21 protein-coding genes and 2 tRNA genes are annotated in these 26,187 nt (G+C 66.2%); 9 read left to right on the forward strand and 14 right to left on the reverse strand.

Translation table 11 applies throughout. The features are described from left to right. Window positions 1-346: 346 nt before the first annotated feature. The 4 genes from clpX to FBZ90_RS11630 all read right to left on the reverse strand — a co-directional run bounded on the left by clpX (window position 347) and on the right by FBZ90_RS11630 (window position 4,173). Window positions 347-1,612: an ATP-dependent Clp protease ATP-binding subunit ClpX gene (gene clpX / locus FBZ90_RS11615; RefSeq protein ID WP_040849805.1), complete on the reverse strand. Its 1,266-nt coding sequence runs from the start codon at window positions 1,610-1,612 to the stop codon at window positions 347-349. Window positions 1,613-1,875: 263 nt separating this feature from the next. Further along, entirely contained in the window at window positions 1,876-2,511 is a 636-nt protein-coding gene (gene clpP, locus FBZ90_RS11620; RefSeq protein WP_145732251.1) for an ATP-dependent Clp endopeptidase proteolytic subunit ClpP, read from the reverse strand. Between the two features lie 131 nt (window positions 2,512-2,642). Next, complete coding sequence (gene tig / locus FBZ90_RS11625) at window positions 2,643-3,980, reverse strand: trigger factor (protein ID WP_145732253.1); 1,338 nt, start codon at window positions 3,978-3,980, stop codon at window positions 2,643-2,645. Between the two features lie 108 nt (window positions 3,981-4,088). Next, window positions 4,089-4,173: transfer RNA gene (locus FBZ90_RS11630), tRNA-Leu, on the reverse strand. 286 nt (window positions 4,174-4,459) lie between these two features. Between FBZ90_RS11630 and FBZ90_RS11635 the strand changes: the two genes are divergently transcribed. Next, window positions 4,460-5,134 (forward strand): GNAT family N-acetyltransferase, encoded by a 675-nt coding sequence (locus FBZ90_RS11635; RefSeq protein WP_186455752.1) that lies wholly within the window; start codon window positions 4,460-4,462, stop codon window positions 5,132-5,134. A gap of 64 nt (window positions 5,135-5,198) precedes the next feature. Here FBZ90_RS11635 and FBZ90_RS11640 read toward each other — a convergent pair whose 3' ends face one another. The 4 genes from FBZ90_RS11640 to FBZ90_RS11655 all read right to left on the reverse strand — a co-directional run bounded on the left by FBZ90_RS11640 (window position 5,199) and on the right by FBZ90_RS11655 (window position 7,832). Then, window positions 5,199-6,101 carry an NADP-dependent oxidoreductase gene (locus FBZ90_RS11640; RefSeq protein WP_145732257.1) on the reverse strand — a complete coding sequence of 301 codons (903 nt, stop codon included), beginning with the start codon at window positions 6,099-6,101 and terminating at the stop codon, window positions 5,199-5,201. A 73-nt stretch (window positions 6,102-6,174) separates the two neighbouring features. Then, window positions 6,175-6,588: a DoxX family protein gene (locus tag FBZ90_RS11645; protein ID WP_145732259.1), complete on the reverse strand. Its 414-nt coding sequence runs from the start codon at window positions 6,586-6,588 to the stop codon at window positions 6,175-6,177. 24 nt (window positions 6,589-6,612) lie between these two features. After that, window positions 6,613-6,990, reverse strand: a complete 378-nt coding sequence (locus tag FBZ90_RS11650; protein ID WP_145732261.1) for a glutathione S-transferase N-terminal domain-containing protein — start codon at window positions 6,988-6,990, stop codon at window positions 6,613-6,615. Between the two features lie 2 nt (window positions 6,991-6,992). Further along, window positions 6,993-7,832 carry a DODA-type extradiol aromatic ring-opening family dioxygenase gene (locus FBZ90_RS11655; protein WP_145732263.1) on the reverse strand — a complete coding sequence of 280 codons (840 nt, stop codon included), beginning with the start codon at window positions 7,830-7,832 and terminating at the stop codon, window positions 6,993-6,995. A gap of 154 nt (window positions 7,833-7,986) precedes the next feature. Between FBZ90_RS11655 and FBZ90_RS11660 the strand changes: the two genes are divergently transcribed. After that, window positions 7,987-8,889, forward strand: a complete 903-nt coding sequence (locus FBZ90_RS11660; RefSeq protein ID WP_211102000.1) for a LysR family transcriptional regulator — start codon at window positions 7,987-7,989, stop codon at window positions 8,887-8,889. A 151-nt stretch (window positions 8,890-9,040) separates the two neighbouring features. On the opposite strand, the gene FBZ90_RS11665 is transcribed toward FBZ90_RS11660, so the two are convergent. From FBZ90_RS11665 to FBZ90_RS11680, 4 genes are all read right to left on the reverse strand, one after another. Beyond that, window positions 9,041-11,392, reverse strand: a complete 2,352-nt coding sequence (locus FBZ90_RS11665) for a transketolase (RefSeq protein WP_145732267.1) — start codon at window positions 11,390-11,392, stop codon at window positions 9,041-9,043. A 143-nt stretch (window positions 11,393-11,535) separates the two neighbouring features. Further along, entirely contained in the window at window positions 11,536-13,320 is a 1,785-nt protein-coding gene (locus FBZ90_RS11670; RefSeq protein WP_186455754.1) for a hybrid sensor histidine kinase/response regulator, read from the reverse strand. A gap of 279 nt (window positions 13,321-13,599) precedes the next feature. Continuing rightward, on the reverse strand, window positions 13,600-13,851 hold the full coding sequence (locus FBZ90_RS11675; protein WP_145732272.1) for a hypothetical protein: 252 nt from the start codon (window positions 13,849-13,851) through the stop codon (window positions 13,600-13,602). Window positions 13,852-14,304: 453 nt separating this feature from the next. Next, window positions 14,305-15,900 carry an NAD(P)H-hydrate dehydratase gene (locus FBZ90_RS11680; protein WP_145732274.1) on the reverse strand — a complete coding sequence of 532 codons (1,596 nt, stop codon included), beginning with the start codon at window positions 15,898-15,900 and terminating at the stop codon, window positions 14,305-14,307. Window positions 15,901-16,064: 164 nt separating this feature from the next. On the opposite strand from FBZ90_RS11680, the gene FBZ90_RS11685 reads away from it, so the two are divergent. Beyond that, window positions 16,065-16,727, forward strand: a complete 663-nt coding sequence (locus FBZ90_RS11685; protein ID WP_145732276.1) for a glycine-rich domain-containing protein — start codon at window positions 16,065-16,067, stop codon at window positions 16,725-16,727. Window positions 16,728-16,823: 96 nt separating this feature from the next. Here FBZ90_RS11685 and FBZ90_RS11690 read toward each other — a convergent pair. Continuing rightward, window positions 16,824-16,899 (reverse strand) — tRNA-His (locus tag FBZ90_RS11690). A 486-nt stretch (window positions 16,900-17,385) separates the two neighbouring features. On the opposite strand from FBZ90_RS11690, the gene FBZ90_RS11695 reads away from it, so the two are divergent. From FBZ90_RS11695 to FBZ90_RS11720, 6 genes are all read left to right on the forward strand, one after another. Next, window positions 17,386-17,724: a P-II family nitrogen regulator gene (locus FBZ90_RS11695; protein WP_004274165.1), complete on the forward strand. Its 339-nt coding sequence runs from the start codon at window positions 17,386-17,388 to the stop codon at window positions 17,722-17,724. Window positions 17,725-17,869: 145 nt separating this feature from the next. After that, a complete protein-coding gene (gene glnA / locus FBZ90_RS11700; RefSeq protein ID WP_145732278.1) occupies window positions 17,870-19,279 on the forward strand; it encodes a type I glutamate--ammonia ligase in 1,410 nt (469 codons plus the stop codon). A gap of 386 nt (window positions 19,280-19,665) precedes the next feature. After that, window positions 19,666-21,372 carry an ATP-binding protein gene (locus FBZ90_RS11705; RefSeq protein WP_186455755.1) on the forward strand — a complete coding sequence of 569 codons (1,707 nt, stop codon included), beginning with the start codon at window positions 19,666-19,668 and terminating at the stop codon, window positions 21,370-21,372. Then, the gene (locus FBZ90_RS11710; RefSeq protein WP_145732282.1) at window positions 21,372-23,606 is read left to right on the forward strand and encodes an EAL domain-containing response regulator; all 2,235 of its coding nucleotides are present in this window, start codon (window positions 21,372-21,374) and stop codon (window positions 23,604-23,606) included. The genes FBZ90_RS11705 and FBZ90_RS11710 overlap by 1 nt, the downstream gene beginning before the upstream one ends. Before the next feature lie 103 nt (window positions 23,607-23,709). Further along, window positions 23,710-24,267 carry a GNAT family N-acetyltransferase gene (locus FBZ90_RS11715; RefSeq protein ID WP_145732284.1) on the forward strand — a complete coding sequence of 186 codons (558 nt, stop codon included), beginning with the start codon at window positions 23,710-23,712 and terminating at the stop codon, window positions 24,265-24,267. Window positions 24,268-24,398: 131 nt separating this feature from the next. Next, window positions 24,399-25,037, forward strand: coding sequence for an FMN-binding negative transcriptional regulator (locus FBZ90_RS11720; protein WP_145732286.1), 639 nt, complete (start codon window positions 24,399-24,401; stop codon window positions 25,035-25,037). 25 nt (window positions 25,038-25,062) lie between these two features. Here FBZ90_RS11720 and FBZ90_RS11725 read toward each other — a convergent pair whose 3' ends face one another. Beyond that, window positions 25,063-25,956, reverse strand: a complete 894-nt coding sequence (locus tag FBZ90_RS11725) for a protein phosphatase CheZ (protein WP_145732288.1) — start codon at window positions 25,954-25,956, stop codon at window positions 25,063-25,065. Between the last annotated feature and the right edge of the window lie 231 nt (window positions 25,957-26,187).

Genomic DNA, 26,187 nt, shown 5'->3' on the forward strand with positions numbered 1-26,187 from the left:
TTCCACTCAAATCTTAGCGGCCAGCCCGTGATGGGCCTGGCCTGCCATCCACCAGCCGCCCCGTCATGGGCGCGGCGTCGGGAGGTCGCCCTGGTAACGTGGCACACCGATCCACCCCCTTCAAGGGCTTGAACCCGGTGATTTCTGCGCTAAGGACGGGAGCGGAGGCGGGAAAATCGCGCTTTTGCAAGCGTAGACGCCCCACAACCGGACATGATCGGGGCCAAGTGCCTGAATTTCGGCTGAAATGCGGAGCGAAGGCAAAATAAAACCCGGGAAACTCCGCAACGAGGAGCTTCCCGGGCTGCAACTATCCGAACTGGCTACGTCGCCTGCGCGGGAACCGTCAGGCGACGGGCGCCGCCTCGGCCTTGCGGTCGGCGTAGATGTACAGCGGCTGGGCGCGGCCCTCGACCACCTCGCCATTGATGACGATCTCATCCACGCCCTGCAGGCCCGGCAGATCGAACATCGACTCCAGCAGGATGGACTCCATGATCGAACGCAGGCCACGGGCGCCGGTCTTGCGCTGGATGGCCTTGTTGGCGATGGACTTCAGCGCCTCTTCCGCGAAGGAGAGCTTCACGTCCTCCATCTCGAACAGGCGCTGATACTGCTTCACCAGCGCGTTCTTGGGCTTGGTCAGGATCTCGATCAGCGCTTCCTCGTCCAGGTCGTTCAGCGTCGCCACCACGGGCAGACGGCCGACGAATTCCGGAATAAGGCCGAACTTCAGCAGATCCTCGGGCTCCACCTCGCGCAAGACGTCGCCGGTACGGCGGTCGTCCGGGCCCTTCACATCGGCGCCGAAGCCGATGGACGTGCCCTTGCCGCGGGCGGCGATGATCTTCTCCAGGCCGGCGAAGGCGCCGCCGCAGATGAACAGGATGTTGGTCGTGTCCACCTGCAGGAATTCCTGCTGCGGATGCTTGCGGCCGCCCTGCGGCGGCACGGAGGCCACGGTGCCCTCCATGATCTTCAGCAGGGCCTGCTGCACGCCCTCACCCGACACGTCGCGGGTGATGGACGGGTTGTCGGACTTGCGGCTGATCTTGTCCACTTCGTCGATGTAGACGATGCCGCGCTGCGCCCGCTCAACATTGTAGTCGGCGGCCTGCAACAGCTTGAGAATGATGTTTTCCACATCCTCACCCACGTAACCGGCTTCGGTCAGCGTGGTGGCGTCGGCCATCGTGAAGGGCACATCGATGATGCGGGCCAGCGTCTGGGCCAACAGGGTCTTGCCGCAGCCCGTGGGGCCGATCAGCAGGATGTTGGACTTCGCCAATTCGACGTCGCTGTGCTTGGTGCCGTGGGCCAGCCGCTTATAGTGGTTGTGCACGGCGACCGAGAGGACGCGCTTCGCGTGGCTCTGCCCGATGACGTAGTCATCCAGCACCGCGCAGATGTCGCGCGGGGTGGGGACGCCGTCGCGGGACTTCACCAGCGTCGTCTTGTTCTCTTCGCGGATGATGTCCATGCACAATTCCACGCATTCATCGCAGATGAACACCGTGGGGCCGGCAATGAGCTTCCGCACCTCGTGCTGGCTCTTCCCGCAGAAGGAGCAGTAGAGGGTATTCTTCGAATCGCTGCCGGTCGACTTGGTCATAAAAGCTCCGTACATCACCGGGACAGTCACCCGGAGCCATCACGATGACGGAACCGGGGCCCGATCCTCCCGGGATCGGCCGGCGGACAAGGGGATGAACACCGCTCACCCGCCACTGCCCGCCCATTCAACACCACGGAACGCTGGGCTTTCAACCCCCCGTGTGTCGGCTTGTGTCCGGTTTCCCTGACCGGGGTATCCCGGTGGGACGGCTGGGCGGCGGAAATCACCGCCCAGCCCCGGACGCTCAACGTCTCAAATCCTCATGCCGCCTGGGCTGTTCCGCCGGCGCCGGGACGGGTGGCGATGACGTCGTCGATCAGACCGAACGCCTTGGCCTCGTCCGCGGTCATGAAGTTGTCGCGCTCCATCGCCCGCTCGATCTTGTCGATCGGCTGGCCGGTGTGGCGCACGTAAATCTCATTGAGGCGGTGCCGGATCTTCAGGATCTCACGCGCCTGGATCTCGATATCCGCGGCCTGACCCTGGGCGCCGCCGGACGGCTGATGGATCATGATGCGGCTGTTGGGCAGCGAGTAGCGCCGGCCCTCGGCACCTCCGGCCAGCAGCAGCGAGCCCATGGAGGCCGCCTGGCCGATGCACAGGGTGGCCACCGGGCAGCGGATGTACTGCATGGTGTCATAGATCGCCAGGCCCGAGGTCACGATGCCGCCCGGCGAATTGATGTAGAAGGAGATTTCCTTCGTGGGGTTTTCCGCTTCCAGGAACAGAAGCTGGGCGCAGATCAGGCTCGACACCGCGTCGTTCACGCCACCGACGAGGAAGATGATCCGTTCCTTCAACAGGCGCGAATAGATGTCGTAAGCGCGCTCACCCCGGTTGGTCTGCTCGACCACCATGGGGACCAGCGTGTTCATCTGCGGCTCAAAGTCGATCATGCCTGCTCCAGCGCTGCGTCCGACCCGGGGGCCATCCCCGGGCCCGTTGCCGGTCCGGGGGAGGGACGATCCCTCCCCCATTCCGTTTCAATACCGAGGCCCGTCAGAAACCGAAGACGGGAGACGCGACCTTAGGCCGCCTCTTCCTCATCGGGATCCTGCATCAGCTCTTCAGCCGACACGGGCTTCTCCGTCACCTTAACCTGTCCCAGGATGAAGTCGACAACCTTGTCTTCAAAAACCGGCGCCCGCAGGCTTTCCACGGCCTGGGGATTGTTCTTGAAGAAGTCGAAAACCTCACGCTCCTGGCCCGGGTAGCGCCGCACCTCGGCCAGCACGGCCTGGTTCAGCTCTTCCCTCGCCACCGTTATATTGTTCTTCTGACCGATCTCGGAAAGGACCAGACCCAAACGAACACGACGGATGGCGATATCGCGGTACTCCTTGCGGAGCTCTTCCTCGTCCTTGCCAGCGTCCTCACCGGCGTCGCCGGCCTTCAGCTCGTCCTGCAGACGCTTCCAGATCTGGTCGAACTCGATATCGACCATACCCTGCGGCACCTCGAAGCTGTGCAGCTCGGCCAGCTGGTCCAGCAGGGCGCGCTTGGCGCGCAGGCGGCTCATGACGGTGTAGTCACCGCCCAGACGGTCGCGAATGACGGTCTTCAGCGCGGCCAGATCGTCGAAGCCCAGCCCCTTGGCGAACTCATCGTCGATGGTCGCCTCGACGGCCTGCTTCACTTCCTTCACGTCCACCTCGAACACGGCGGCCTTACCGGCCAGCTCGGCGGCGTGGTAGCCCTCGGGGAAGGTGACGTTGACGGTGCGGTGGTCGCCGGCGCGGGTGCCCTCCAGCTGCTCCTCGAAGGTGTCGATGAAGCTGCCGGAGCCCAGCTCCAGCTCATGGCCCTCGCCCTTCATGCCCGGGCGCTTCTCGCCATCGACGGAACCGTCGAAGTCGATGACCACGATGTCGCCCTTGGCGGACGGACGGTCCTCGGTCAGCGGGGCGGAGGTCTTGCGGCCGGCGGCGATGCGGCCCAGGGCCTCGTCCACCTGCGCGTCGGTGATCTCCACCACCGGCTTCTCGATGGCGACGCCGCCGAGGTCGGCGGGCTCGAACTCGGGCAGCACCTCATAGGCCAGCTTGAATTCCAGGTCGCTCTCGGACTCGACCTCGAACTTCACGATCTCCACCTTGGGCTGCAGGGCGGGACGGAGGCTGTGCTGCTCGACCACCTTGGCGGCGCTGTCGGACATGGCCTTGTCCAGCACCTCACCCATCACCGACTGCCCATAGCGCTGCTTCAGCACCGACATCGGCACCTTGCCCGGGCGGAAGCCCGGCATGCGCACGGTCTTGCCGATTTCCTTCAATTGGGCGTCCACGCGGCCGGCCAGATCGGCGGCGGGAATGACGACCGTGTATTCGCGGCGCAGGCCTTCGGCGCTGGTCTCGGTGATGTTCATGGGACTATTCGAACCTGTCTCTGTGATCGGCCCCGGATGCCGGCATCCCCGGCCCCTGGGTGCCCGGGGCCGGACGGACCACGGGCGGTTGGGTTGATATCTCGTGCTTGGTGCGGGCGAAGGGACTCGAACCCCCACGACTTTCGTCACCGGAACCTAAATCCGGCGCGTCTACCAGTTCCGCCACGCCCGCGTCCAAACCCGGCACTATAGGTCGCCTGGGCGCCCACCCCACGGCCCCGCCCCGCCGACGCCGGCGGCGCCAATGGGAAATAGGCATAGGAATAGCGCCCGGACCCTTCCAGGCGCCGTCCGATCTATAGCACCCGCGCACCCGCGTAAATAGGAATCTAGGCTGAGGGGTGGGCCCGGTGCTACCCGAGGGTGGGGTGTCCGGGCGCGCGGCGGCGGCTATCCGGCGCGACCACGGGCTTGGTATGCTGCGGCCCCTTTGCACCCGCACCCGAGGCTGCCCCCGCATGACCACACCGCCGACGCCCATCATCCCGGACCTGCCCCGCCCCGCCCTCACCGCCGACCGGCTCGCCGGCCGCACGGTCGACCTGGAACGGCTGGATCTGGATCGGCACGCCGCCGGCCTGTGGCAGGCCATCGGCCGGCACGACACCCTATGGGACCATATCCCCGGCGGCCCCTTCGCCGAGCCCGAGATATTCACGCAGTGGCTGCGGGACCGCATTCCCCGGCCCGGCCAGAGCATCTATGTCGTGATGGACAAGACCGGCGCAGCGCCGGCACCCGCGGGCCTGCTGCTTCTGCTAAACGCCAACCCGGACATGGGCACGGTGGAGATGGGCCTGGTCTACGGTGCCGCCCTCAGCCGCAAGGTGACGGGGACCGAGGGGGTGTTCCGGCTGATCGATTACGCCCTGGGCCAATCGGGTTACCGCCGCCTGGAATGGCGCTGCGGACCGCCCAACGTCGCCTCCGTCAAGGCGGCGCTGCGCTATGGCTTCACCCATGAGGGCTTGCTGCGCCAGACCCTGTGGATGAAGGGCCGCAACTGGGACAGCAACGTCTTTTCCATCCTGGATTCGGAGTGGCCCATGCGCCGCCAGCGCCTGGCGGCCTGGCTCGCGCCGGACAACTTCACGAGCGACGGGTCACAGATCAAGGCGTTGGGGGAGTTTTGAGGGGCTGGGGGCCCCATGAAATTTCATGGGGCACGGACATCGCGGTGGCGCGTCGAAATACCAATCAGTGTTTCAGCACGACCTTGCCCGGTGCGCCGGCAGCAACCGCCGTGTGCGCGGCGCCGAGTTCATCCAGCAGGAATGTCTGGGCGATGGGTATGATCAATGTTCCACGAGCCGCCGCATCGAGAACCGCGTCGAGGGTGGTGGCGTCGGTCTGGTGGAAGATCTCCCGGATGGTCACGCGGTTGGCGGCGTTGGCGCCAACGGGAACTGGAACGATGCTGATGACCGTTCCACCATCGCGCACATGACTGATCAAATTGCCCGCCACCGGAGCCGCCGCGCTGATCGCGAAGTCAAAGGCGGGCGTGCTGGCCGGCAGGGTTATGTCAATCGCCTGGCCGGCCAAGGCGCGCGCCTCTTCGAGACGCTGAGGGCGAACCCCTGCTACGGGCTTTGCGCCGAGTTCCTGCAAATATTGGATGGCGGCGCGCCCCACCGAACCCAGGGCGCCTGAAACCAGCACGCGGTCGCCAGCCTTGATGCCCAGCGCGGTGACGGTCTGCCTTCCGGTCAGGCCGGCCTTCACCAATGCCGCGCCCTGTTCGAAGCTCAGATCGTCCGGCAACCGCGCAATCGAAGTGCTTGGAACGACGCCATATTCGGCATGGGCTCCACGACCATTAGCCATGAAGTCGGCGACGACGCGCTCCCCCACTGACCAGCCACTCACGCCCGCTCCGAGCTTGGCTATGACGCCGGCGGCATCACCGCCCAGGATCGCTGGGAGGGTTAAAGGTACGAACTGTGTGAAGTAGCCTTGGCGCAAATAGAGGTCGAACGGATTGACGGCGGACGCCTTGAGGCGGAGCAGGACCTCGCCCGGACCGGGCTCGGGCGTCGCAACGTCCTCGACGACAAACTGATCCACGTCACCATAGGATTTGAGGAGAACGGCTTTCATGGGACGATTTCCTGCGGGGGGCCGCTGAGCGGGCGCGGTCTGACTATCGGATGGAGATGCTGCCGAGGCGGGTTCAGACCGCCGCCTTCTGCCGCGACGCCGGTCGCAGGATGTTGTCCAGCGCCCATGCGCCTGCGCCGGCGAAGGCGAGATAGAGGAAGATGAAGCAGAACAGGATGGCGGGCTCACCCATGTTCAGTGCGGGCCAGAAACCCTGAGTCGCATGAGCCATGAAATAGGCGGCAGCCATCTCTCCTGACGCTATGAAGGCGGCGATGCGGGTGTGGTAGCCAGCCGCGATCAGCACCGACGTAACGACCTCGATGGCGCCGGCGATCAGCATGATGGCGGGCAGCGGATAGGGAACGCCCGGGATCGCGGCTGGGAACTGAAAGAACTTCATCGTTGCGTGTTCCAGGAACAGAAGTGCGGTGACGATCCGCAGAGTGGCCAGGACACGCGGCGTCCAAATGGCTGTGTTGATCATGGTCTCTTTCTCCCAGACAGCAGGTCAGGCGGCCGCGGCGGCCTTTTTGAGGTCCATATTTTCCTTCCAGAGCCTCATTAGGGCGGCGAAGGGCCCGTCGACATAGTTCTGGTAGATTGGCATGGTCGCAGGATCGCGGTCGGATTTCCGGGCCAGAGCAGCGATGATGTCATCCGATTCCGTGATGAATTGGCCAGGCTGGATATGGGCCGCCGGAAAGCTCACTTTATCCAAGTGATCCTTGAGCTCGGCGCGGACCGTGTCTTCCTGCGGCGTTCCACTGCCGAAGTCGCGTGTCTCGACTTCGGCGCCAAGGCCCGCCTCCAGGATGAACAGGCGGATCTTCATACAAAAAGGGCAATTTTGCTTCAGATAGACGATGGGCTTGAAGGCTTCGGTCATGCTCATTCTCCTTGAGAAGGGGCGGCAGGAAGCGGGCCAAAGCGGAAGCTCGAAGCCGTGATTCCTCCGGCGAAATCGGCCTGGTGATAACTAAGGGCCGCAGGCTCCGCCTCGGCGGCGCCGACGGCCACCATCAGAGGAATCAAATGGTCTTCACGCGGATGCGCTCTGCGCGCCGCAGGTGCTTGTTCCCAGTCCAAGAGGCGGGCCACACGGGCATCAGGTGCGGCATGGATCACGGTCTGCTGCAGCCAGTCGTCGAACTGGCGTGAAGACTCGCGGCTGGCCTCAGTGCTCATTCTCGACAGGTTGTGGAAGCTCAAGCCGCTGCCAATGATCAGAACGCCTTCGTCGCGGAGCGGCGCAAGCGCCCGACCGACCGCGATATGCAGCGCGGGATCGAGCCCCACGTTGAGCGAGAGCTGGACGACGGGGATATCCTCATCGGGATAGAGGGGTTTCATGATGCTGAAAGTGCCGTGATCGAAGCCACGGGCCGGATCGAGCCTCGCCCCTATTCCGGCGGCACCCAGCAGTTCACACACCCGGCGCGCCAGCTCTGGTGAACCCGGCGCGGCATAGCGGATGTGATAGAGATACTCTGGAAAGCCACCATAGTCGTAGACCATGCCGGGCCGTTCGCCGGATGAGATCGCAAAGCCGTCGTCCTCCCAGTGACCGGAGATCACGAGAACGGAACGCGGCAGGTCGCGCAGTTCGGCGCGCATCTCGATCAGCGATTGCTCCAACTTGTCAAAGTGGCGGCGAAACTCGCCCGTCATATACGGCCAGGGGCCTCCGCCGTGGCTGATGAAATAGGTCGGCAGGCGTCCCGCGCTCACGATTGACATCCTTGCTATGTCCCAAACTGTGGGCACCGCGGTTTTGGGTCAGCGGCGCTTTGCCACCACCAAGGTGATGGTTTCCTTTTGGTGGAACAACCGCGCTTCCATTGATGAAGTGTTTCTTCTATGTTGATGATCGATGGATACGTTGATGAGTTTGCGGGTATTTTGCACGGTGGCCGAGTTGGAGAGCTTCACGGCTGCCTCGCTCCGCCTTGGCCTGTCACCGGCCATGACCAGCAAGCATGTGCAGCGCCTGGAGGATCGGCTGGGCATTCGGTTGCTCAACCGCACCAGCCGCCATGTCAGCCTGACAGAGGCAGGCGCGCTTTATCTCGCGCAAGCCCGGCAGGCCCTTGACGGTCTGGACGAGGTCGAGGCGGCGCTCAGCAACGTCGCACTCTCACCGCGCGGAACGCTCAAGGTCAGCGCGCCTGTCTGGATCGCGAACGCCATGATGGCCGGCGTGTTGGCCGAGTATCACCGGCGCTACCCCGATGTATGCCTCGATCTTGATCTGAGCGGCCGGATCGTCAATCTGGTCGACGAGGGCTTCGACCTTGCGCTTCGCGCCACGGCGCCCGACCGTCTCGATCCCGGCCTGATAGCCCGCCCGCTCGGCCAAATAGACTTCCGCCTGGTCGCCGCGCCCTCCTATCTCGAGCGCACGGGCCGTATCGCCAGGATTGCAGATCTCAATGGACATCAAATGCTGATGTACAGCGGCGTCAACATCGGACCGGATCTCACGTTCAACGGACCGGAGGGGCCTGAGACTGTCCGCTTCCGCATCGTGCTTCGAAGCGGGAACGAGACCATCCTTCATTTGGCGGCAGTCGAAGGAATGGGCCTTGCTCTGCTCCCTTTCTGGATGGTCCAGCCCGACGTCGCCGCCGGACGGCTGGAGGCCGTGCTACCGGGCACGGCGGCATTCAGCACAACGCTCCATGCGGTTTACCCAAGCCGCAAATATCTCTCAGCCAAAGTCAGAACCTTTATCGACTACCTAGCGTCGCACAATGGCCCTTGCACCTATGGCCTGCCCCCGAAATAGTTGCATCGGCGATGCCGCTCGCCCATCGCAGATATGGTCGATATTGACGGGAATGCGCCACCGTCACGTCACCATGCGCTTTCGAAGTCGCTCAACACCGTCCCGTTGCGGTTGCGGGTCGATCAGGGGGTAGGCGTTTCGGCTCTAAACCCTATCCCAAAAGCACCCTGGCGCATGCATCGACGATGGCGTCGGCGTCGAGACCCTGGGCTTGGTAAAGGTCCGGGATGTCGGCGGACTGGCCGAACTTTTCCACGCCCAGCGCCGCCACCGCCTGGCCACGCACCGACCCCAGCCAGGAGAGCGTCGCCGGATGCCCGTCAATGACGGTCACCAGGCGGGCGTCGGGCGGCAGCGCGGACAGCAGGTGGTGCACATGGGCGTCCCACCCGCGCCCCTGGCGCTGGGCCGCCGTCCAGCCGGCGTGCAGCCGGTCGGGGGAGGTCACCGCCAACAGGCCGGCGCCGGGGCAATCCTCCAGCACCTGGGCGTGGGCCTCCAGCGCCTCCGGCGCCAGGGCGCCGCAATAGACGATGGCGAATTCCGCGTCCGGTGCCGGGGGGCGCAGCCAATAGCCCCCCTGGATGACGGCGTCACGGTCCAGGCCCCCTGATTCCCCCCGCCGGGGCTGGTCCACCTGGCGGGTGCTGAGGCGCAGGTAGAGGGAGCCGCCGTCCGGCCGCTGCATATGGTCGAAGCCCCAGGCCATGATGGCGGCCAGTTCATCCACGAAGGCGGGCTCATAGCTGGAGACGTTGGGCAGGCCCATGCCGATCAGGGGCGTGACGATGGATTGGTGCGCCCCGCCTTCCGGCGCCAGGGTGACGCCCGAGGGGGTGGCCACCACCATGAAGCGGGCGTCCTGGTAGGCCGCGTAGTTCATGGCGTCCAGGCCGCGCTTGATGAAGGGGTCGTAGAGCGTGCCGATGGGCAGCAGCCGGGCCCCGAACAAGTCATGGCTGAGGCCCAATGCCGCCAGCATCAGGAACAGGTTGTGCTCGGCGATGCCCAACTCGATGTGCTGGCCACCGGGGGCGCCCTGCCAGCGCTGGGCGGACACCACCTTCTGTTCGCGGAAAATGTCCTGGGTCTCCTGCCGCGCGAACAGGCCACGCCGGTTCACCCAGGGACCCAGATTGGTGGATACGGTGACATCGGGCGAGGTGGTGACGATGCGGGCGGCCAGGTCGTCGTCACCTTTGGCGATCTCGCCCAAGATCTTGCCGAAGCCCTCCTGCGTCGACATGCGGGCGCCCAAATCCACCGCCAGGGTGGACGGCACCGGGATGGCCGCGCTCTTGAGGCGACGGCTGGCCCCCTTGGGCCCCGTTCCTTGCGCGAAAGGAACCTGGGCGAGGAAGGCGTCAAGGTCGCCCGGATCCACGTCCAGGCCGGCATGCCGGTCCCACTCCTGGCCCTCGGCCAGGCCGCAAGCCACCTTGAAGGCGGCCATCTGCTCCGGATTCATCAGGCCGGCATGGTTGTCCTTGTGCCCCTGGAAGGGCAGCCCCCGGCCCTTGACCGTGTAGGCGATGAAGCAGGCCGGCCGGTCGTCGGTGGTGCCGTGGAAGGTTTCCAGCAGGGTGGGCAGGTCATGGCCCGCCAAGTTGGTCATGAGCCCGCCCAGGGCCGCGTCGTCATGGGCGTCCAGGATATGGCGGATACCGCGGGTGTCGCCCAGGTCGCGACTCAACGCCTCGCGCCAGGCGGCCCCGCCCTTGAAGGTCAGCGCGGAATAGAGCTGGTTGGGGCAGGTGTCGATCCACTGGCGCAAGGCGTCGCCGCCCTCCTGCGCGAAGGCGGCCTGCAGCTTCTTGCCGTACTTCAGGATCTGCACGTTCCAGTCCAGCGAGCGGAACATGCCCTCGATCGGCACCCACAGCCGGTCCGACACCACGCTGTCCAGGCTCTGGCGGTTATAGTCGATGATCCACCAGGTATTGCGCAGATCGTGCTTCCAGCCTTCCAGCATGGCCTCGAAGACGTTGCCCTCGTCCATCTCCGCGTCGCCCACCAGGGCGACCATGCGCCCCTCCGGCTGGTCCGACAGCCCCTTCAGCCGCACATAATCCTGCACCAGGGAGGCGAAGGCGGTGACCGCCACGCCCAGCCCCACCGATCCAGTGGAAAAATCCACATCATCGGTGTCCTTGGTGCGCGACGGATAGCTTTGCGCGCCCCCCAGGGCGCGGAAACGTTCCAGCTTCTCCCGAGTCTGGCGGCCCAGCATGTACTGGATGGCGTGAAAGACGGGGCTGGCGTGGGGTTTCACCGCCACCCGGTCCTGCGGCCGCAGAACGTCGAAGTAAAGCGCCGTCATGATGCTCGCCAGCGAGGCGCTGGAGGCCTGATGGCCGCCCACCTTCAAACCGTCGCGCGACGGGCGGATATGGTTGGCGTTGTGGATGGTCCAGGCCGACAGCCAGAGCACCTTGCGCTCCAGCGCCTCCAGCAGGCGGATCTTGTCGGGGTGGGTGGCCGAAACGGTCGAGGCGTCAGGCATGCCGCGTGTCTTCCCTCAGGGGTGGGGCGCCCATGGGCCGAAGGCCCGGCGCCCGCTCATGCCCAGGGTTATAGACCCGCGCGCGGCGCCCCTGAAGACCGGTGTTCAAAATTTTTGGCGCCTGAAAGTTTTGACACCACGCGCTAACCCTCCCGGGTGGCCGCCTGGGACCGCACGGCCGGACGCGCGCCATCCTCTGGCCCTTGCAGCACCCCCTCGATGGCGGCGCGCAGAACCTCTGGCAGGTAGGGCTTGTGGATCAGGGTGCAGCCGGTGGCCGACGCCTCCTGGATGCGGGCGGGATCGGTATCCCCCGTCACGATGATGCCCGGAAGGTGGCGCCGCAGTTCATTGCCCAGGCGGGCCACCAGTTGCACGCCGTTGAGTTGGCCGGGCAGGCGGAAGTCGCTGATCACCAGGCCGGGCAGGGGACCGGCACCGCGGATGGCGACCATGGCCTCGTCGGAACCGGCTGCGGTGATGACGCGATACCCCCAGCTTTCGATGATGGCGCCCAGCGCGAGGCGCTGCAGCGGGTCATCCTCCACCGCCAGGATGGTCCGCGGGTCGCAGTCGCGTTGGGCCGGACGCTGGCTGTCCCGGGGAAAGGCCACCAGACTGTCGCCGCCGGGCGCCACCGCCGCCGGCACGGCGGGCACCACGAGCGAGAAGACGGAACCGCGGCCGGGAAGGGAGCGCACCGTGACGGGAATGCCCAGCAGGCGGGCCATGCGGCGGACGATGCCCAGCCCCAAGCCCAGGCCCTTGGCCCGGTCCCGCTCGGGGTTGTTCAGCTGAACAAAATCCTCGAAGACGGCGCCTAATTGATCCGGGGCGATCCCGGCGCCGGTGTCCCAAACCTGGACCAGCATGGCATCGCCCCGCCGACGGGTGGAAACCAGCACGCGCCCCCCGCGTGGGGTGTAGCGCACGGCGTTCGTCAGCAGGTTGCGCAGAATGCATTTCAGCAGGACGGGGTCGGTATCCGCCTCCGCCAGCGCCGCCTGCGGGCCGGCCTTGGCGCTTGGACGCAGGCGGATGTCCACGCCCGCCTTCTCCGCGTCGCCGCGGATGGCGCTGACCAAGCCGGCCAGGGTATTTTCCAACGAAAAGCGCTGGGGGTTCACCCGCACCGTGCCGGCGTCCAGCACCGATATGTCCAGCAGGGCGCGCAACAGTTCCTCGCCAGAGGACAGCGCCTCGCCCATGCCGGCGATGAGCTTGCGGTCCAACGCCGTCGCCACGCCGGTGATCGCGGCGCCCAGCGTCGCCCGCTCGCTCAACATGGTGTGATAGAGGCGCATGGTCTGCAACGGCTGGCGCAGGTCGTGGCTGATGGCCGCGAGGAAGACCGACTTGGCGCGGTTGGCCTTCTCCGCCTCCTCCGCCCGCGCTTGGCTTTCCGCCAATGCCGCGTCCAGGGATTCATAAAGCTGGACGTTGGTCAGCGCGACCGCGGTGGAATGGGCCACCGCCTGCAACAACGCGACCTCTTCCGGCGCCGGCTGGCGCACCGCCGCCCAATAGGCGCCGATGGCGGCGATCGGCTCATCCACGCGCACGGGCACCATCACCAGGCTTTTCACGAAGGTGGGACGATAGGCGTCGTGGGGAACGCGGTCGTCCTGGTAAATGTCTGGAATGACCGCCGGCTGGCGGTTCAGCATGGCCCAGCCGGAAATGCAGGTGGACAAGAGGAAGCGGCGCCCCTTCCACAAGGGACCGACGGCATCCTCATCCACGTAGTGGCACAGATCCCCCTCGCGCAGGACGATGGTGACGCCGTCAGCACCGCTCAGCGTGCGAGCGGCACGGCGCACCAGGGCCATGACACTGGCCATGTCGCGGCAGAATGACAGCGCCTGAACCAGCTCGATCAAACCCGCCGCGGGACCGTCAACGGCCACCAGGGGGGCCTGCGAGGTCATGGGAACGGGTGTCTGTGTGACCAAGGGGGATGTGAGCCTCAAAGGGGCCGCGGACGTGCCCGGCTGGACGACATCCGCCGTGGGGGGAATCGCGTCTTTCCATCCCATGCCGTCCGCCCCGTTCGCATCCGTTCGGGGACACCGATGGCGGCCGGTTACACAGAACCGGCCTTCTTGAACGGAGGCCCCAGATAAGACGATGGGGACATTCCGCCAGTTGTTCCAGCGTGCTAGCGGGCTACCCCGTCAGGCGAGGCGGGCGGCGACGGGCGCCCTGGCTCAGTTGACCACGCGCTCGTTGAACAGCCGGCTGAAGCTTTCCGCCGACAGGGTGCGCTGGTCCGGGGCGCTGCTGCCCTCGGGCAGGTTATTGCGCACCATGAAGCGCACATGCGGGATATGGAAACTGTCCGTGGTGATGGTCAAAACCTCCGCCGTTTCCGTGACACTGCCGGAAACGACGCGACGGTACTGCGCACCGACCTGCAACGGATCGTCCAGGCGCGACCGGCGAAAAAGAGAGAAGCCCACACCCGCCCCCCTATAAAGCAGGCACCACGGCCGACCCCAGACAACGGGGCGATGATCGGCCACGGCGCCAGACGTTCGGGATAAAGGCCCCGCCGCCTTGCCCCACCCGCGCCAGCTCGACCCAAACCACAACCAAAACGTGATTCGCGAATACTTGAAACGCGAAGCGCGACCCAAACTGCGAAAGACACAGATGCCGCAAGCAGAGATGGTTCGGTGTGTGGATATTGCGCCGGTCAATCGCCCCCCCTGTTGAGGACGACTGTCGCAAGGCAGTTTCAGTTCGAATTGGAGAGTATCCGATTGTTTTTATAGGGGCAATGCTTTTGGTGTATGCCGAAAATCGAATTTCAAATATTCCCCTTCACCCTTCATGGGCATCGAGGAGACCTGAAAAGGTCGTGACGGCCGCCAAGGAGACGGCACGGCATTATATGCAATTTTACGGGTTTTTTATTTGCCTGCGGCCACGTCGAGGTCATCCATCGACCGCAACAGCACCGACAAAAGGGCCGGCACCTGCTCGGGCAGGTCTTCCGCGACCAGGCCGGGGCCGAAGCGAACCGCCGCCCGCGCGTGCAGCCAGGCGGCGGCCTGGGCGGCGCGAAAGGCATCCATGCCCCCCGCCAGCAGCCCCACGCACAGTCCCGCCAGCACATCGCCCGACCCGGCGGTGGCCAAGGTGGCTGGCCCGCCCGCCTCAATCACCGCACGGCCGTCAGGATGGGCGATGACTGTGTCCGCCCCCTTCAGCAGGACGACGGCGCCCAGATGCCGGGCCGCCGTCCGCGCGCGGGACAGCTTGTCCGCGCCCGAAGCGGTGGAGGACAGGATCGGGTGGCCGGCGCCAAACAGCCGGGCGAATTCCCCCTCATGCGGCGTCAGCACAGCCCGCCCCGTGAGATGCGGGCGCAGCGCGTCAGCCGCGCCGGCAAAGGCGGTGAAAACATCAGCGTCCAGCACCAGGCCGAAATCGGACCCCCGCCGTCCGGCCGCCGCCACCAAGGCATGCAGCAAGGCCTGTGACGCGTCATCCGTGCCGGCGCCGGGGCCGAACACGGCGGCGGCGACACGGGGATCCGCCACCATGTCGGCCGCGGCGGTCGCGTCCGACATCGGACGCACGATCTGGCTGGGACTGGAAAGACGGTAGACCAATTCCGCCGCTGGCGGGCTGGCCACCGTCACCATGCCGGCCCCGACCCGTTGCGCCGCCCGCGCCACCAGACGGGCGGCGCCTGTCATAACCGCCCCGCCCACGACCAAGGCATGGCCCCGCCGGTATTTGTGATCGTCAACGCGCGGTCGTGGCAGGGCGTCCACGAACAGGGCCGGCCCGTTCTCCCACACGTCGCTCGCCACCGCCGGCCCGTCCAGCACGCCCTCGGGTATTCCAATATCCGCCACACGGGTGGCGCCACAGGCCACACGGCCAGGCAGAAGCAGGTGGCCGGGCTTTTTGCGGAAGAAGGTGACGGTGAGGTCGGCCTGGACCATGCCCCCCTCTTCCATCGGGCGGCTACCCACGGGATGGCCGGTGTCCGCGTCCAGGCCGCTGGGCACGTCCACCGCCACCACCATGGCGCCGTCCCGGCGCGCCGCCGCCATCGCCACCACCAATTCCCTCGCAGCACCAGACAGCGGACGTGTAAGCCCCGTGCCGAAGAGGGCGTCGATCACCACCGCGGCCCCGTTCAACACCCGCGACTCGGCCGCCAGCACCGAGTCTCGCCCCCAGGCCCCCACCCATTCGGCGGCGGCCAGGGCGGCATCCCCCGTCAGCCGGTCCAGTTCCCCCAGCAGGGCCAGGCGCACAGGCCAACCGGCGGCCGCCAGATGGCGGGCCGCGACGAAGCCATCGCCCCCGTTGTTGCCGGGCCCGCACAGCACGGCCACCGGCGCCACGCCCTGGCCGCCACGCTGATGGGCCATGACGGCATCCGCCACGGCCCGGCCCGCATGCTCCATCAAGGTGATGCCGGATACCCCACCGGCGATGGCGGCGGCATCGGCAGCCCGCATGCGGGCGACGGACAGCAAGACGTTCATGGAGGCGGGCGGGAATAGGGAAGCGGCGCGCGGGGGCATAGGGCGGACACTCGGCGGCGGGGCGACCTGAAGTTGATCCCGGCATCGGCAGGACAACGCGCCACTGGCGGCGCCGGGGATGTCCGGGTACAATGGCGCCGTCCGTAACCACCCGTCGAGGGCTTATGTCCACCATTTGGGGACCGGGTACGTTGATCCTGGCCAGTTGGGCCACCATTGCCGCCTGGGGCGGCCGCCTTCTTCACCAACGACAAAAACGCCTGCGGGCCGTATTCGCCCACGACCTGTCCCTGGCCACGGAGCGCTTCCGCATACGCCAAGGCCTGGACGCGGCCACCGCCGGCTTCTGGGAACGGGAATTCCGCCGCTATTTCGGCCTGATGGCGACGCCCCCGGCGTTGGCCGCCGGTCGGCCCCTGGGGGCGCCGGACAGCCAAGTGGACGATTACTGGCATGAGCTGGTGCTGTGCACCGCGCTTTATGCCGACTATTGCCGGGCGGCGGCCGGGCGGTTCATCCACCACCATGTCGGCGCCGGCAGCGCCGAGGCCTACGCCCGCACCTGGCTGGCCTATGAGGCATGCTATGGCGTGCCCGATCCGCAAGCCTGGCCGGCCCCCAGCCCCATGGCCATCGCCCGGGTGCAGAAGACCCGGGGCGACCAGGGGGGCGGGACGGAGTCCTCCACCGGCTGGGACAGCGGAAGCGGCCAAGCCCACGGCTCCTGCGGGGGCGGCCATGGGCATGGGGCGGGCCATGGTGGGGACGGCCACGGCGGATGCGGCGGCCATGGCGGTTGCGGAGGCGGCAGTTGCGGCGGCCATTGAGGCCTTAAGCGAGCCTGCCCGCCGAGCGTACCGCCATAACGCAAAAAGGCGCCCCGAAGGGCGCCTTTGCCATCCTTATATATACTATAAGGAGAATGGGGCGATGGATGGGACTCGAACCCACGACCGCTCGGACCACAACCGAGAGCTCTACCAGCTGAGCTACCACCGCCGCCGTGAGGCGGGTTTCTGCACCACCTACCCCCACCCCGTCAAGCGTTCTGATAAAATAATCTTCACATGCCGGGGTCGCGTTGCGGGATAGGCCGCAATCGAGGCAGCGCCACCCCCGCAAATCCGGGCGAGAGGATGGCTTAAGAGTAAATTTCAGGCCATTGTCTATTTTTTGTGCTGCCGTTTGCATAGAAACAGTGCATGCATGGGCGGCGGTTGGCCAGGAGGGCCGGCACCGCCCCATCCGGCGGGTTGGCATGGGGCGTGCTATCCTATCGGGCCGGTCCGGTCGGGCCACACGGGTGGGGCGGAACGCCTGTTGCGGGAAACGCCCAAGCCGTGTTGTGTATCGGCCAGACAGCGAATTGAAAATCGTGGGGGGTTCCCGGTACCGTTTCCCTGGGATGAGACCAAGGGTCGATCACCAGCCCAGGCAGCGGCGCCAACATCCCCCGCCCTTGAAGCGAAGGCGTGGCCGTAAGCGATGAAAAAGATCGAAGCCATCATCAAACCGTTCAAGCTGGACGAGGTGAAGGAAGCGCTGCACGAAGTCGGCATCAAGGGCATCACCGTGACCGAAGCCAAGGGCTTCGGCCGCCAGAAGGGCCATACCGAGCTATACCGGGGCGCCGAGTACGTCGTGGACTTCCTGCCCAAGGTGAAGATCGAAATCGTGATGGACGACCAGCTGGTCGACCGCGCGATCGAAGCCATCCAGCAGGCGGCGCACACCGGGCGCATCGGCGACGGCAAAATCTTCGTCACTCCGGTCGAGGATGTCATCCGCATCCGCACCGGGGAGCGCGGGCCGGACGCCGTCTGACGCGCGAGTTTGGGGCCGGCGGCACGGGATGGGAGTAACCCTGGGCGCCGGAACAGTATGGGATGGGGGTGCAGCGATGTTCCCGCCCATGAGAACCAGTCAGTAGTAACCCAACACCTCCCAGAACTTTAGGGAACCCATCAAGATGTCCGATATCGCGAAGTTCTTCGACCTGGTTAAGGAGCACGACGTCAAGTACGTCGACTTCCGTTTCACCGATCCGCGCGGCAAGCTGCAGCACACCGCCCAGCACATCAGCACCGTGAACGAGGAAATGTTCACCGACGGCGTGATGTTCGACGGGTCGTCGATCGCCGGTTGGAAGGCCATCAACGAGTCGGACATGATCCTGATGCCCGACCCCGCCACCGCCGTCCTGGACCCGTTCGCCGCCCAGCCGCTGCTGACCGTGTTCTGCGACGTGCTGGAGCCGTCCACCGGCCAGCCCTACAAGCGCGACCCGCGCTCCATCGCCAAGGCCGCTGAGAAGTACATGGCCAGCGCCGGCATCGGCGACACCGCCTACTTCGGCCCCGAGGCCGAGTTCTTCGTGTTCGACGACGTGAAGTTCGAAGTCTCGATGAACCGCGTCATGTACGAGTTCGACAGCGAGGAAGGCCCGTACACCTCCGGCAAGGCTTATCCGGAAGGCAACCTGGGTCACCGTCCGGCCGTCAAGGGCGGCTACTTCCCGGTCGCCCCGATCGACGCCGGCCAGGACCTGCGCGCCGAGATGGTGACCGTGATGGCCGACATGGGCGTCGAGGTCGAGAAGCACCACCACGAAGTGGCCGCTTCGCAGCACGAACTGGGCATCAAGTTCGGCACCCTGGTCAGCATGGCCGACACCATGCAGATCTTTAAGTACGTGGTGCACAACGTCGCCCACGCCTATGGCAAGACGGCCACGTTCATGCCGAAGCCGGTGTTCGGCGACAACGGTTCGGGCATGCACTGCCACCAGTCCATCTGGAAGGACGGCAAGCCGCTGTTCGCCGGTTCGGGCTACGCCGACCTGTCGGAAACCGCCCTGTACTACATCGGCGGCATCATTAAGCACGCCCGCGCCCTGAACGCCTTCACCAACCCGCTGACCAACAGCTACAAGCGTCTGGTCCCGGGCTACGAGGCGCCGGTGCTGCTGGCCTACTCCTCGCGCAACCGTTCGGCTTCCTGCCGCATCCCGTTCGTGAACAGCCCGAAGGGCAAGCGCGTCGAGGTCCGCTTCCCGGACCCGGGCGCGAACCCCTACCTGGCCTTCGCCGCCATGCTGATGGCTGGTCTGGATGGCATCCAGAACAAGATCCACCCCGGCGACGCGATGGACAAGAACCTGTACGACCTGCCGCCGGAGGAGCTGAAGGAGGTTCCGACCGTCTGCCGCTCGCTGCGTGAGGCCCTGGAGTCCCTGGCCGCCGACAACGCCTTCCTGAAGAAGGGCGATGTCTTCACCGAGGACTTCATCAACAGCTACATCGACCTGAAGATGGAAGAAGTGCTGGCGTTCGAGACCTCGCCGCACCCCATCGAATACAAGATGTACTACTCGGTCTGATCGGATCGGCTTCCCCTGGGAAGCCTCCTGTCGGGAAAGGGCCGTCCCTCGGGGCGGCCCTTTTCTTTTGCGGCTGCCATGGCCGCGGCGGGACCGCGACCAGCCGTCGCCCCCTCGCTCGCCCCCTTGCCCCGCCCTTCCCTGTACCGGAGGATAGCGCCCTGCCCCTGTCCACCACCGCCGGCAAACGTTACTCTCAGGGGGATGTCGCGCCTTTTCCCGGACGTCCGCCGTCACGGAAGGGCGGATAGGGCGGGTCACAAGCGGAAGCAGGGCTCATGGCACAGTCCACCGGTCCCCGGTCGATGGAGATGGGAACGGCGGAGAGGACCGTCCCGCCCGGGGCCTCATTGCCCGTCCCGTCCCCGAGCCGGGCCACGGGCGGGATGACCGTGCGCCTGCGGCTGTTGCTGGCCTTCGGCCTGTTGACCTTGGGGGTGGTGCTGGCGGGGCTGCTCGCCGTCAATCGTCTGGCGGCCGTGAATGAAAAGACCACCGTCATCCGCGACAATTGGTTGCCCAGCACGGCCGTGAACGGCCAGATGATCTCCGCCATCAAAAGCCATCGCCTGGCCACGGCACGGCTGCTTTTCTTTGACGAGTCCACCCTGGACAGGGACCTGGAAACGCTGGACCACCGCAACCAGGATGTGGAGATCGCGCGCCGCGATTATCAGCAGTACATCGTCATGAATACGGAGGATGAGCGTCACCTGTACGCCTTCGACCAAGCCTGGGCCGCCGCCCGGCAATACGAGCAGCGGCTCAAGGACCTGGTGAGGGAGCATAACAAGGCGGAGGCCGTCGCCCTGTACAATGGGCCGCTGCGGGACGCCGACAACCAGGCGACGGACGCCATCCTGCGTGACCTGGCGTTCAACGTGAACCAGGGCCGCGCCACGGCGCGCGAGGGCAACGCCATCTACGACTCCACGCGCCTGATGCTGTGGGCGGGCATCGGCTTGGCCGTCGCGGCGGGAACCCTGCTGGCCATGTTGGCCAACCGCGCCATCGCCGCCCCGATACAGGCCATGACCAGGGCTACCGCCGCCTTCGCGCAGGGCCGCTACGACCATCCCCTGCCAAGCAGAAACCGGCGGGACGAAATCGCTGACCTTGCCGCGGCGCTGGCCGTGCTGCGGGATAAAAGCGCGGAGCGCGACCGGATGATCGCCGACCGCACGGACGAGGCCCAGTCCCTGTCCGCCGCCAAGACCGAGGCGGAAACCAACTTGGCCACCCTGCGCCAACTACAGGAACAGTTGGTCGAATCGGAAAAACTGGCCGCCCTGGGCGCCCTGGTCGCCGGCGTGGCGCACGAGGTCAATTCCCCCCTGGGCGTGGCGGTCAGCGCCAGCAGCACGCTGGCGCTGGAAACCAAGCGCTTCCTGGCCGCCATCGAGGCCGGCCAACTGCGACAGAGCACAGTGGACCGCTTCGCCCGCGTGGCCCGCGACAGCACCGACCTGCTGGAGCGCAACCTGGACCGCGCCACCAGCCTGGTGCAGCATTTCAAACAGGTGGCGGTGGACCGCACCAGTTCCCAGCGCCGGCGATTCGACCTGGCGGAAATGGTGTCGGATACCCTGACCACGTTGGGTCCCATGCTGCGGCGCGCCACGTTCAATGTCGAAACCCGCATTCCCGACGGCATCGATCTCGACAGCTATCCCGGCCCGCTGGGCCAGGTGCTGACCAACCTGATCCAGAACGCCGAACTGCATGCCTTCGATGGCGCCGTTTCGGCGCGGGACCGGGAGGCCACCGGCCAGAGGCTGCGCATCGAGGCCAGCCGCAACGCCCGCGAGGTAACCCTGCGCGTGCAGGACAACGGCGCGGGGATGAGCGAAGATGTGCGCCGGCGTCTTTTCGAACCGTTCTTCACGACGAAATTGGGTCAGGGAGGGTCGGGCCTGGGCATGCACATCGTCTACAACATCGTGACCGGCATCCTGGGCGGCTCCATCGCCGTCGCCGCATCGCCCGGCCAGGGAACCAGCGTGACCCTGACCCTGCCGCTGGTGGCGCCCCAGACGGACGACAGTGCCGGCGCCCGCCCCGGCACCTGGGCCCCCGGCCAGGAATCCAGCTGATGGCGAACCAGGCCGAGGCCCTGATCCACATCGAGGATGACCGGGACGACACGCGGCAGGGCGGGTCCGGCTGGCGCATCCTGGTGGTCGACGATGATGAGCAGGTTCACCTGGCCACGCGCCTGGCGCTGGAGGACATGGATTTCCGGGGCCGGCCGCTGACCTTGGACAGCTGCTATTCCGCCTGGGAGGCGTTCGATTACCTGTCCAACACCCCGGATATCGCCGTGGTGCTGCTGGACGTGGTGATGGAGGATGAACACGCCGGGCTGGATCTGGTGCGGCGCATCCGGGAGGACCTGCGCAATGACCAGGTGCGCATCGTGCTGCGCACCGGCCAGCCGGGCTATGCCCCGGAACTTGACGTCATCCGCCAGTATGACATCAACGATTACAAGGCCAAGACGGAGCTGACCGTCACCCGGCTGGCCTCCAGCATCATCACGGCGTTGCGCTCGTATGAGCAGATCGTGGCGCTGGACCGCCACCGCCGGGGACTGGAGCAGGTGATCAAGGCCTCCGCCGACCTGTTCAGCGAGCGCAGCCTGAACGAGTTCAGCGCCGGGGTGCTGATCCAGCTGGCGGCCCAGATGGGAACGGAACCGGAGGGGCTGTTGTGCGCCCAGGGCACGGTGGACGGCCCCGTCATCGTCGCCGCGGCCGGCCGATTCGCCGATCATATCCGCAAGCCCCTGGCCACCCTGGGCAATGTCGAGATCGAGGCCGCGCTGCTGGAGGCGTTTTCACGGCGCCAGGGCTTCAAGAGCCGGGATGGGGATATCCTGTACCTCCAGTCGGGCAGCGCCCATCCGGCCGCCGTCTACATGTCCACCCCCATCCCGGTGGATGAACAGAAACGCGACCTGCTGCGCCTGTTCACCATCAACGTGGCGCTGGGCTTCGAAACCGCGACCTTGTTCGAGCATCTGCGCTCCGTGGCCTTCACCGACCCGTTGACCGGCCTGCCCAACCGCGCCGGATTCATCAGCGCGCTGGACCGGGACGCGCGGGACCACGCGGTACCGGGACGCGGCCTGGTGGTGATCCTGCTGGATCTGGACCAGTTCCATTTCATCAACTCCCGCCTGGGCTTCCAGGTGGCGGATGCCGTGCTGCGCGCCGTGGGCCACCGCTTGGCGACCACCTTCCCCGACGCCGTGGCGGTCAGCCGTTTTGGCGGCGACCGTTTCGCCTTGGCCCTGCCGGTGCCGACGGACGGGGGCCTGTCGTTGCCATCCCTGGAACGGCAGCTAGAGATGGCGTTCGAGGCCGGCTTCGACGTCGCCGGGCGCCATGCCAGCCTGTCGGCCACCAGCGGCTGCACCATCAGCGCCGGCGACAGCGGCGATCAATTGGTGCAGCAGGCGTCCCTGGCGCTGAAGGACGCCAAGCTGCGGGCGCGGGGCCGCCTGGTCGCCTTCAACCCGGAGCTGGAACGGCGCAATAACGCCGGGCTGGCGCTGCTGGCCGAATTCCGCGCCGCCCTGCGCAACCGCGAACTGGTGCTGCATTACCAGCCCAAGCTGGATCTCCTGACCGGACGGCCGGTCGGGGTGGAGGCGTTGGTGCGGTGGCAATCGCCCCGGCACGGCCTGCTGATGCCGGCCCAGTTCCTGGACCTGGCGGAGGCCAGTGGCCTGATTCTGCCCATGGGCCTGATGGTGCTGGAAATGGCCATCCGTCAGCGCCGCCTATGGCGGACCGAGGGCCTGGACATCCCGGTGGCGGTCAACGTCTGTGCCCTGCAGGTGCAGCAGGCGGATTTCCTGCATGGCATCGATGGCGTGCTGGCGGCCCAGGATGCCACGGCCGACGGTCTTGAGATGGAGATCACCGAGTCCGTTTTCGTCGGCGACGACCAGCGCGCCTTCGACCATATCCAGGGCTTGCGCGACCGGGGCTTTGGCGTGGCGCTGGATGATTTCGGCACCGGCTATTCCTCATTGAGCTACCTGAACCGCCTTCCCGCCACCACGGTGAAGGTGGATCGCCGCTTCATCCAGGGCATGAACCAGGATTCGAAGTCCGACATGCTGGTTCGCGCCATCGTCCAGGTGGCCGCCGTCATCGACGCGAAGGTGGTGGCCGAGGGCGTGGAGACGGAGGAACAGGCCACGCGCCTGCGGGCTTTGGGCGTTCCCGTGGCCCAAGGCTTCCTCTACAGCCACGCCCTGCCGGCCGACGCCCTAGCGACCTGGTGGCTGAAGCAGGATGCGCCGGCGGCCCGTGGGTAAAAGGGCCCCTCGGCCAGGCGCCTGCCGATGATTCCGGACGTGGAGACCGGGTGATTCTGATGTATCTTCAAGGGCTTCGCGGCATAGCGCGCCAGGGGGATACATGGCCTATACACTGCGCAAGGCACGGCTGGACGACAGGGCGGCGCTTCAGGATCTGATCCAGACCTCCGCCCGGGGGCTCAGCGGGGGCCACTATACGCCGGAAGTGGTGGAAGGGGCGCTGGCGGGCGCCTTCGGCGTGGACAGTGAACTGATCCATGACCAGACCTATTTCGTGGCGGAGGAAGAGGACGGCCTGTTCGTGGGCTGCGGTGGGTGGAGCCGGCGCATGACGCTGTTCGGGGGCGACGCCCGTCCGGATCGCTCCTCCCAGATGCTGGACCCGGCCCGCGACCCCGCCCGCATCCGCGCCTTTTTCGTCCACCCCGGCCGGGCCCGCCAGGGCATCGGCCGCGCCCTGCTGAAAGCCTGCGAGGCGGAGGCCCTGGCGGCCGGCTTCCGGGCGCTGGAGTTGATGGGCACCCTGCCGGGCGTGCCGCTCTACACCGCCCTGGGGTTCCGGCCCACAGGCCGGGTGCTCCACCCCTTGCCCAATGGCCAGACCATCGAGTTCGTGCCCATGCGCAAGGAACTTTCGCCCTTGCCGGTGGCGACCTGATCACGGGGCGGGGCAGACCCACGGGATGGGCGGACCAGGGTGCGAAAACCAGCATTATCGCCCGTCCGCCAGTCCGAGGAAAAGTGGACGCCCTCTCTTACTCTGGACAGTCCGACCGAAAGCGATCCGCCATGTATCGTCCGCCCCATTTCAAGGAAGACCGCCTGCCCGTGCTGCACCAAGCCATGGCGGCGATCGGACTAGCCAATGTGGTGACGGTGGGAGCGGACGGAACGCCCCATGCCAGCCCCCTGCCCCTGCTGCTGCGCGCGGATGAGGGGCCCTACGGCACGCTGTACGGCCATTTCGCCAAGGCCAATCCGCAGTGGCGGGACACGCCGACGGGCAGCCCGGCCCTGGCCATCTTCATGGGGCCGGACGCCTATATCAGCCCGTCCTGGTACGCGACCAAGGCGGAGACGGAGAAGGTGGTTCCCACCTGGAACTACGCCACCATCCATGCCCGGGGCCCCATCACCTTTTTCGAGGACGCGGACGCCTTGCTGGATCTGGTCACCCGCCTGACCCGGGGGCATGAGGATGGACGCGCCGTGCCCTGGGCGGTGGATGACGCCCCCGTCGATTTCATTCAGGCTCAGTTGCGCGGCATCGTCGGCTTCCGGCTGGCCCTCACCAGCCTGGAGGGCAAATGGAAGATGAGCCAGAACCGTCCCGCCGCCGACCGCGACGGCGTGGTGGAAGGGCTGGCCCAGGATGGGGCCACCGACGTCGCCGCCTTGGTGCGAAGCGGTGGCGCGCAAGGCCGATAGTCAGCTCAGCTCGTTAGGACGGCTGTCAGTGCGCCCCTTCGAACAGGGCGTCGATTTCCTGCTGGGTCCGCAGCGCGTCGGAGGACAGTCCGGTGGTGCTTGGGATGACGACATCCTTTACCACCGCTGCCGACGGGGCGGGGGCTACCGCGCCGAACAGAGCGTCAATGGCCGTCTGTGAGGGGGCCTGCAACGCGGGACCATGCAGAAGATGGGCATCCGGCCGGGCATCATCGTGCTTATAGGGCAGCAAGACGTCGCGCGGGGCATCGGCCGGCGGCATGGCCGGGGTGGTCGAGGCCTGCGGCAGGGTGCGCCAAAGGCCGGTGATCACACCCACCCGCTCCTCGATATAACTCAGGGTATTCACCACCTTGGCGGTGCGCTGGCCGCAGATGTCCTGGAAGGAACAGGCCATCATCACATCCATGCAGGCGTTTTCCAGCGCCGTCAGGAGTTGACCGTCAACCACACGCCCAGGGCGCAGGCGCCGCAAGGCGTTGGTCATACGCTCCACGGTGGTCAGGATGCGGTTTGTCGCCTCCTCCGTCGCGGTGACGATGGCGTCCAGTTCGGACGTTGCGGCGCTGATGCGGTCGGCTTTGGGATCACTAGGCTTGATGGCGGCGATCTCGCGTTTCACCAGGCGGATGGTGTTGGCCATCGCCTCAACCTCCGCCTTCAGGAAGGCGATTTCCGGGTTGCCCAGCGCGGTGGTGGTTGGGGCCGCGGCATTGCGGGACGCGGCGATCAGGCGTTGGATGCTGGTGATGGTACGCCGAAGCTCATCAGTTTCCACCGAGCGGGCGCGGCGCTGGACCTCGTAGAAAAAGTCGCGCCCCTTGGCCGTGGCCAGCAGCGACTCCTCCATCTGCCGGTATTCGTCCAATGTCAGGCCTGAGCCACGGGTGGTCTGCATGCCCATAACGCCCTCTCGGAAATAAGGGTGCCGCCGGCGTAGCCGCCGCACGATGCTGATGTCCCATGTTCCTCATAAGCATCGCTTTTCCGTCAATATGGGCTTCCTCCGTAGGCGTATGTATTTCAGATGATTTTTACCTTACGCAATATGGGTATATCCCGTAACATTTGATAATAAAGGAACAGATTTCTCCACCGGCTCATGAACCGACGCAGTAATTGGGTAGCC

The sequence above is a fragment of the Nitrospirillum pindoramense genome (assembly GCF_007827955.1).
In the GTDB taxonomy this organism is placed as follows: domain Bacteria; phylum Pseudomonadota; class Alphaproteobacteria; order Azospirillales; family Azospirillaceae; genus Nitrospirillum; species Nitrospirillum amazonense_B.

Bases quoted from the DNA above. Each gene is read 5' to 3' on its own strand.
- FBZ90_RS11715 (WP_145732284.1), top strand. From the start codon at position 23,710: ATGGCCTATACACTGCGCAAGGCACGGCTGGACGACAGGGCGGCGCTT.
- clpP (WP_145732251.1), bottom strand. From the start codon at position 2,511: ATGATCGACTTTGAGCCGCAGATGAACACGCTGGTCCCCATGGTGGTC.
- FBZ90_RS11660 (WP_211102000.1), top strand. From the start codon at position 7,987: ATGAGTTTGCGGGTATTTTGCACGGTGGCCGAGTTGGAGAGCTTCACG.
- FBZ90_RS11725 (WP_145732288.1), bottom strand. From the start codon at position 25,956: ATGCAGACCACCCGTGGCTCAGGCCTGACATTGGACGAATACCGGCAG.
- glnA (WP_145732278.1), top strand. From the start codon at position 17,870: ATGTCCGATATCGCGAAGTTCTTCGACCTGGTTAAGGAGCACGACGTC.
- FBZ90_RS11645 (WP_145732259.1), bottom strand. From the start codon at position 6,588: ATGATCAACACAGCCATTTGGACGCCGCGTGTCCTGGCCACTCTGCGG.
- FBZ90_RS11670 (WP_186455754.1), bottom strand. From the start codon at position 13,320: ATGACCTCGCAGGCCCCCCTGGTGGCCGTTGACGGTCCCGCGGCGGGT.
- FBZ90_RS11705 (WP_186455755.1), top strand. From the start codon at position 19,666: ATGACCGTGCGCCTGCGGCTGTTGCTGGCCTTCGGCCTGTTGACCTTG.
- tig (WP_145732253.1), bottom strand. From the start codon at position 3,980: ATGAACATCACCGAGACCAGCGCCGAAGGCCTGCGCCGCGAATACACG.
- clpX (WP_040849805.1), bottom strand. From the start codon at position 1,612: ATGACCAAGTCGACCGGCAGCGATTCGAAGAATACCCTCTACTGCTCC.
- FBZ90_RS11720 (WP_145732286.1), top strand. From the start codon at position 24,399: ATGTATCGTCCGCCCCATTTCAAGGAAGACCGCCTGCCCGTGCTGCAC.
- FBZ90_RS11695 (WP_004274165.1), top strand. From the start codon at position 17,386: ATGAAAAAGATCGAAGCCATCATCAAACCGTTCAAGCTGGACGAGGTG.
- FBZ90_RS11640 (WP_145732257.1), bottom strand. From the start codon at position 6,101: ATGAAAGCCGTTCTCCTCAAATCCTATGGTGACGTGGATCAGTTTGTC.
- FBZ90_RS11635 (WP_186455752.1), top strand. From the start codon at position 4,460: ATGACCACACCGCCGACGCCCATCATCCCGGACCTGCCCCGCCCCGCC.
- FBZ90_RS11710 (WP_145732282.1), top strand. From the start codon at position 21,372: ATGGCGAACCAGGCCGAGGCCCTGATCCACATCGAGGATGACCGGGAC.
- FBZ90_RS11685 (WP_145732276.1), top strand. From the start codon at position 16,065: ATGTCCACCATTTGGGGACCGGGTACGTTGATCCTGGCCAGTTGGGCC.
- FBZ90_RS11650 (WP_145732261.1), bottom strand. From the start codon at position 6,990: ATGACCGAAGCCTTCAAGCCCATCGTCTATCTGAAGCAAAATTGCCCT.
- FBZ90_RS11680 (WP_145732274.1), bottom strand. From the start codon at position 15,900: ATGAACGTCTTGCTGTCCGTCGCCCGCATGCGGGCTGCCGATGCCGCC.
- FBZ90_RS11665 (WP_145732267.1), bottom strand. From the start codon at position 11,392: ATGCCTGACGCCTCGACCGTTTCGGCCACCCACCCCGACAAGATCCGC.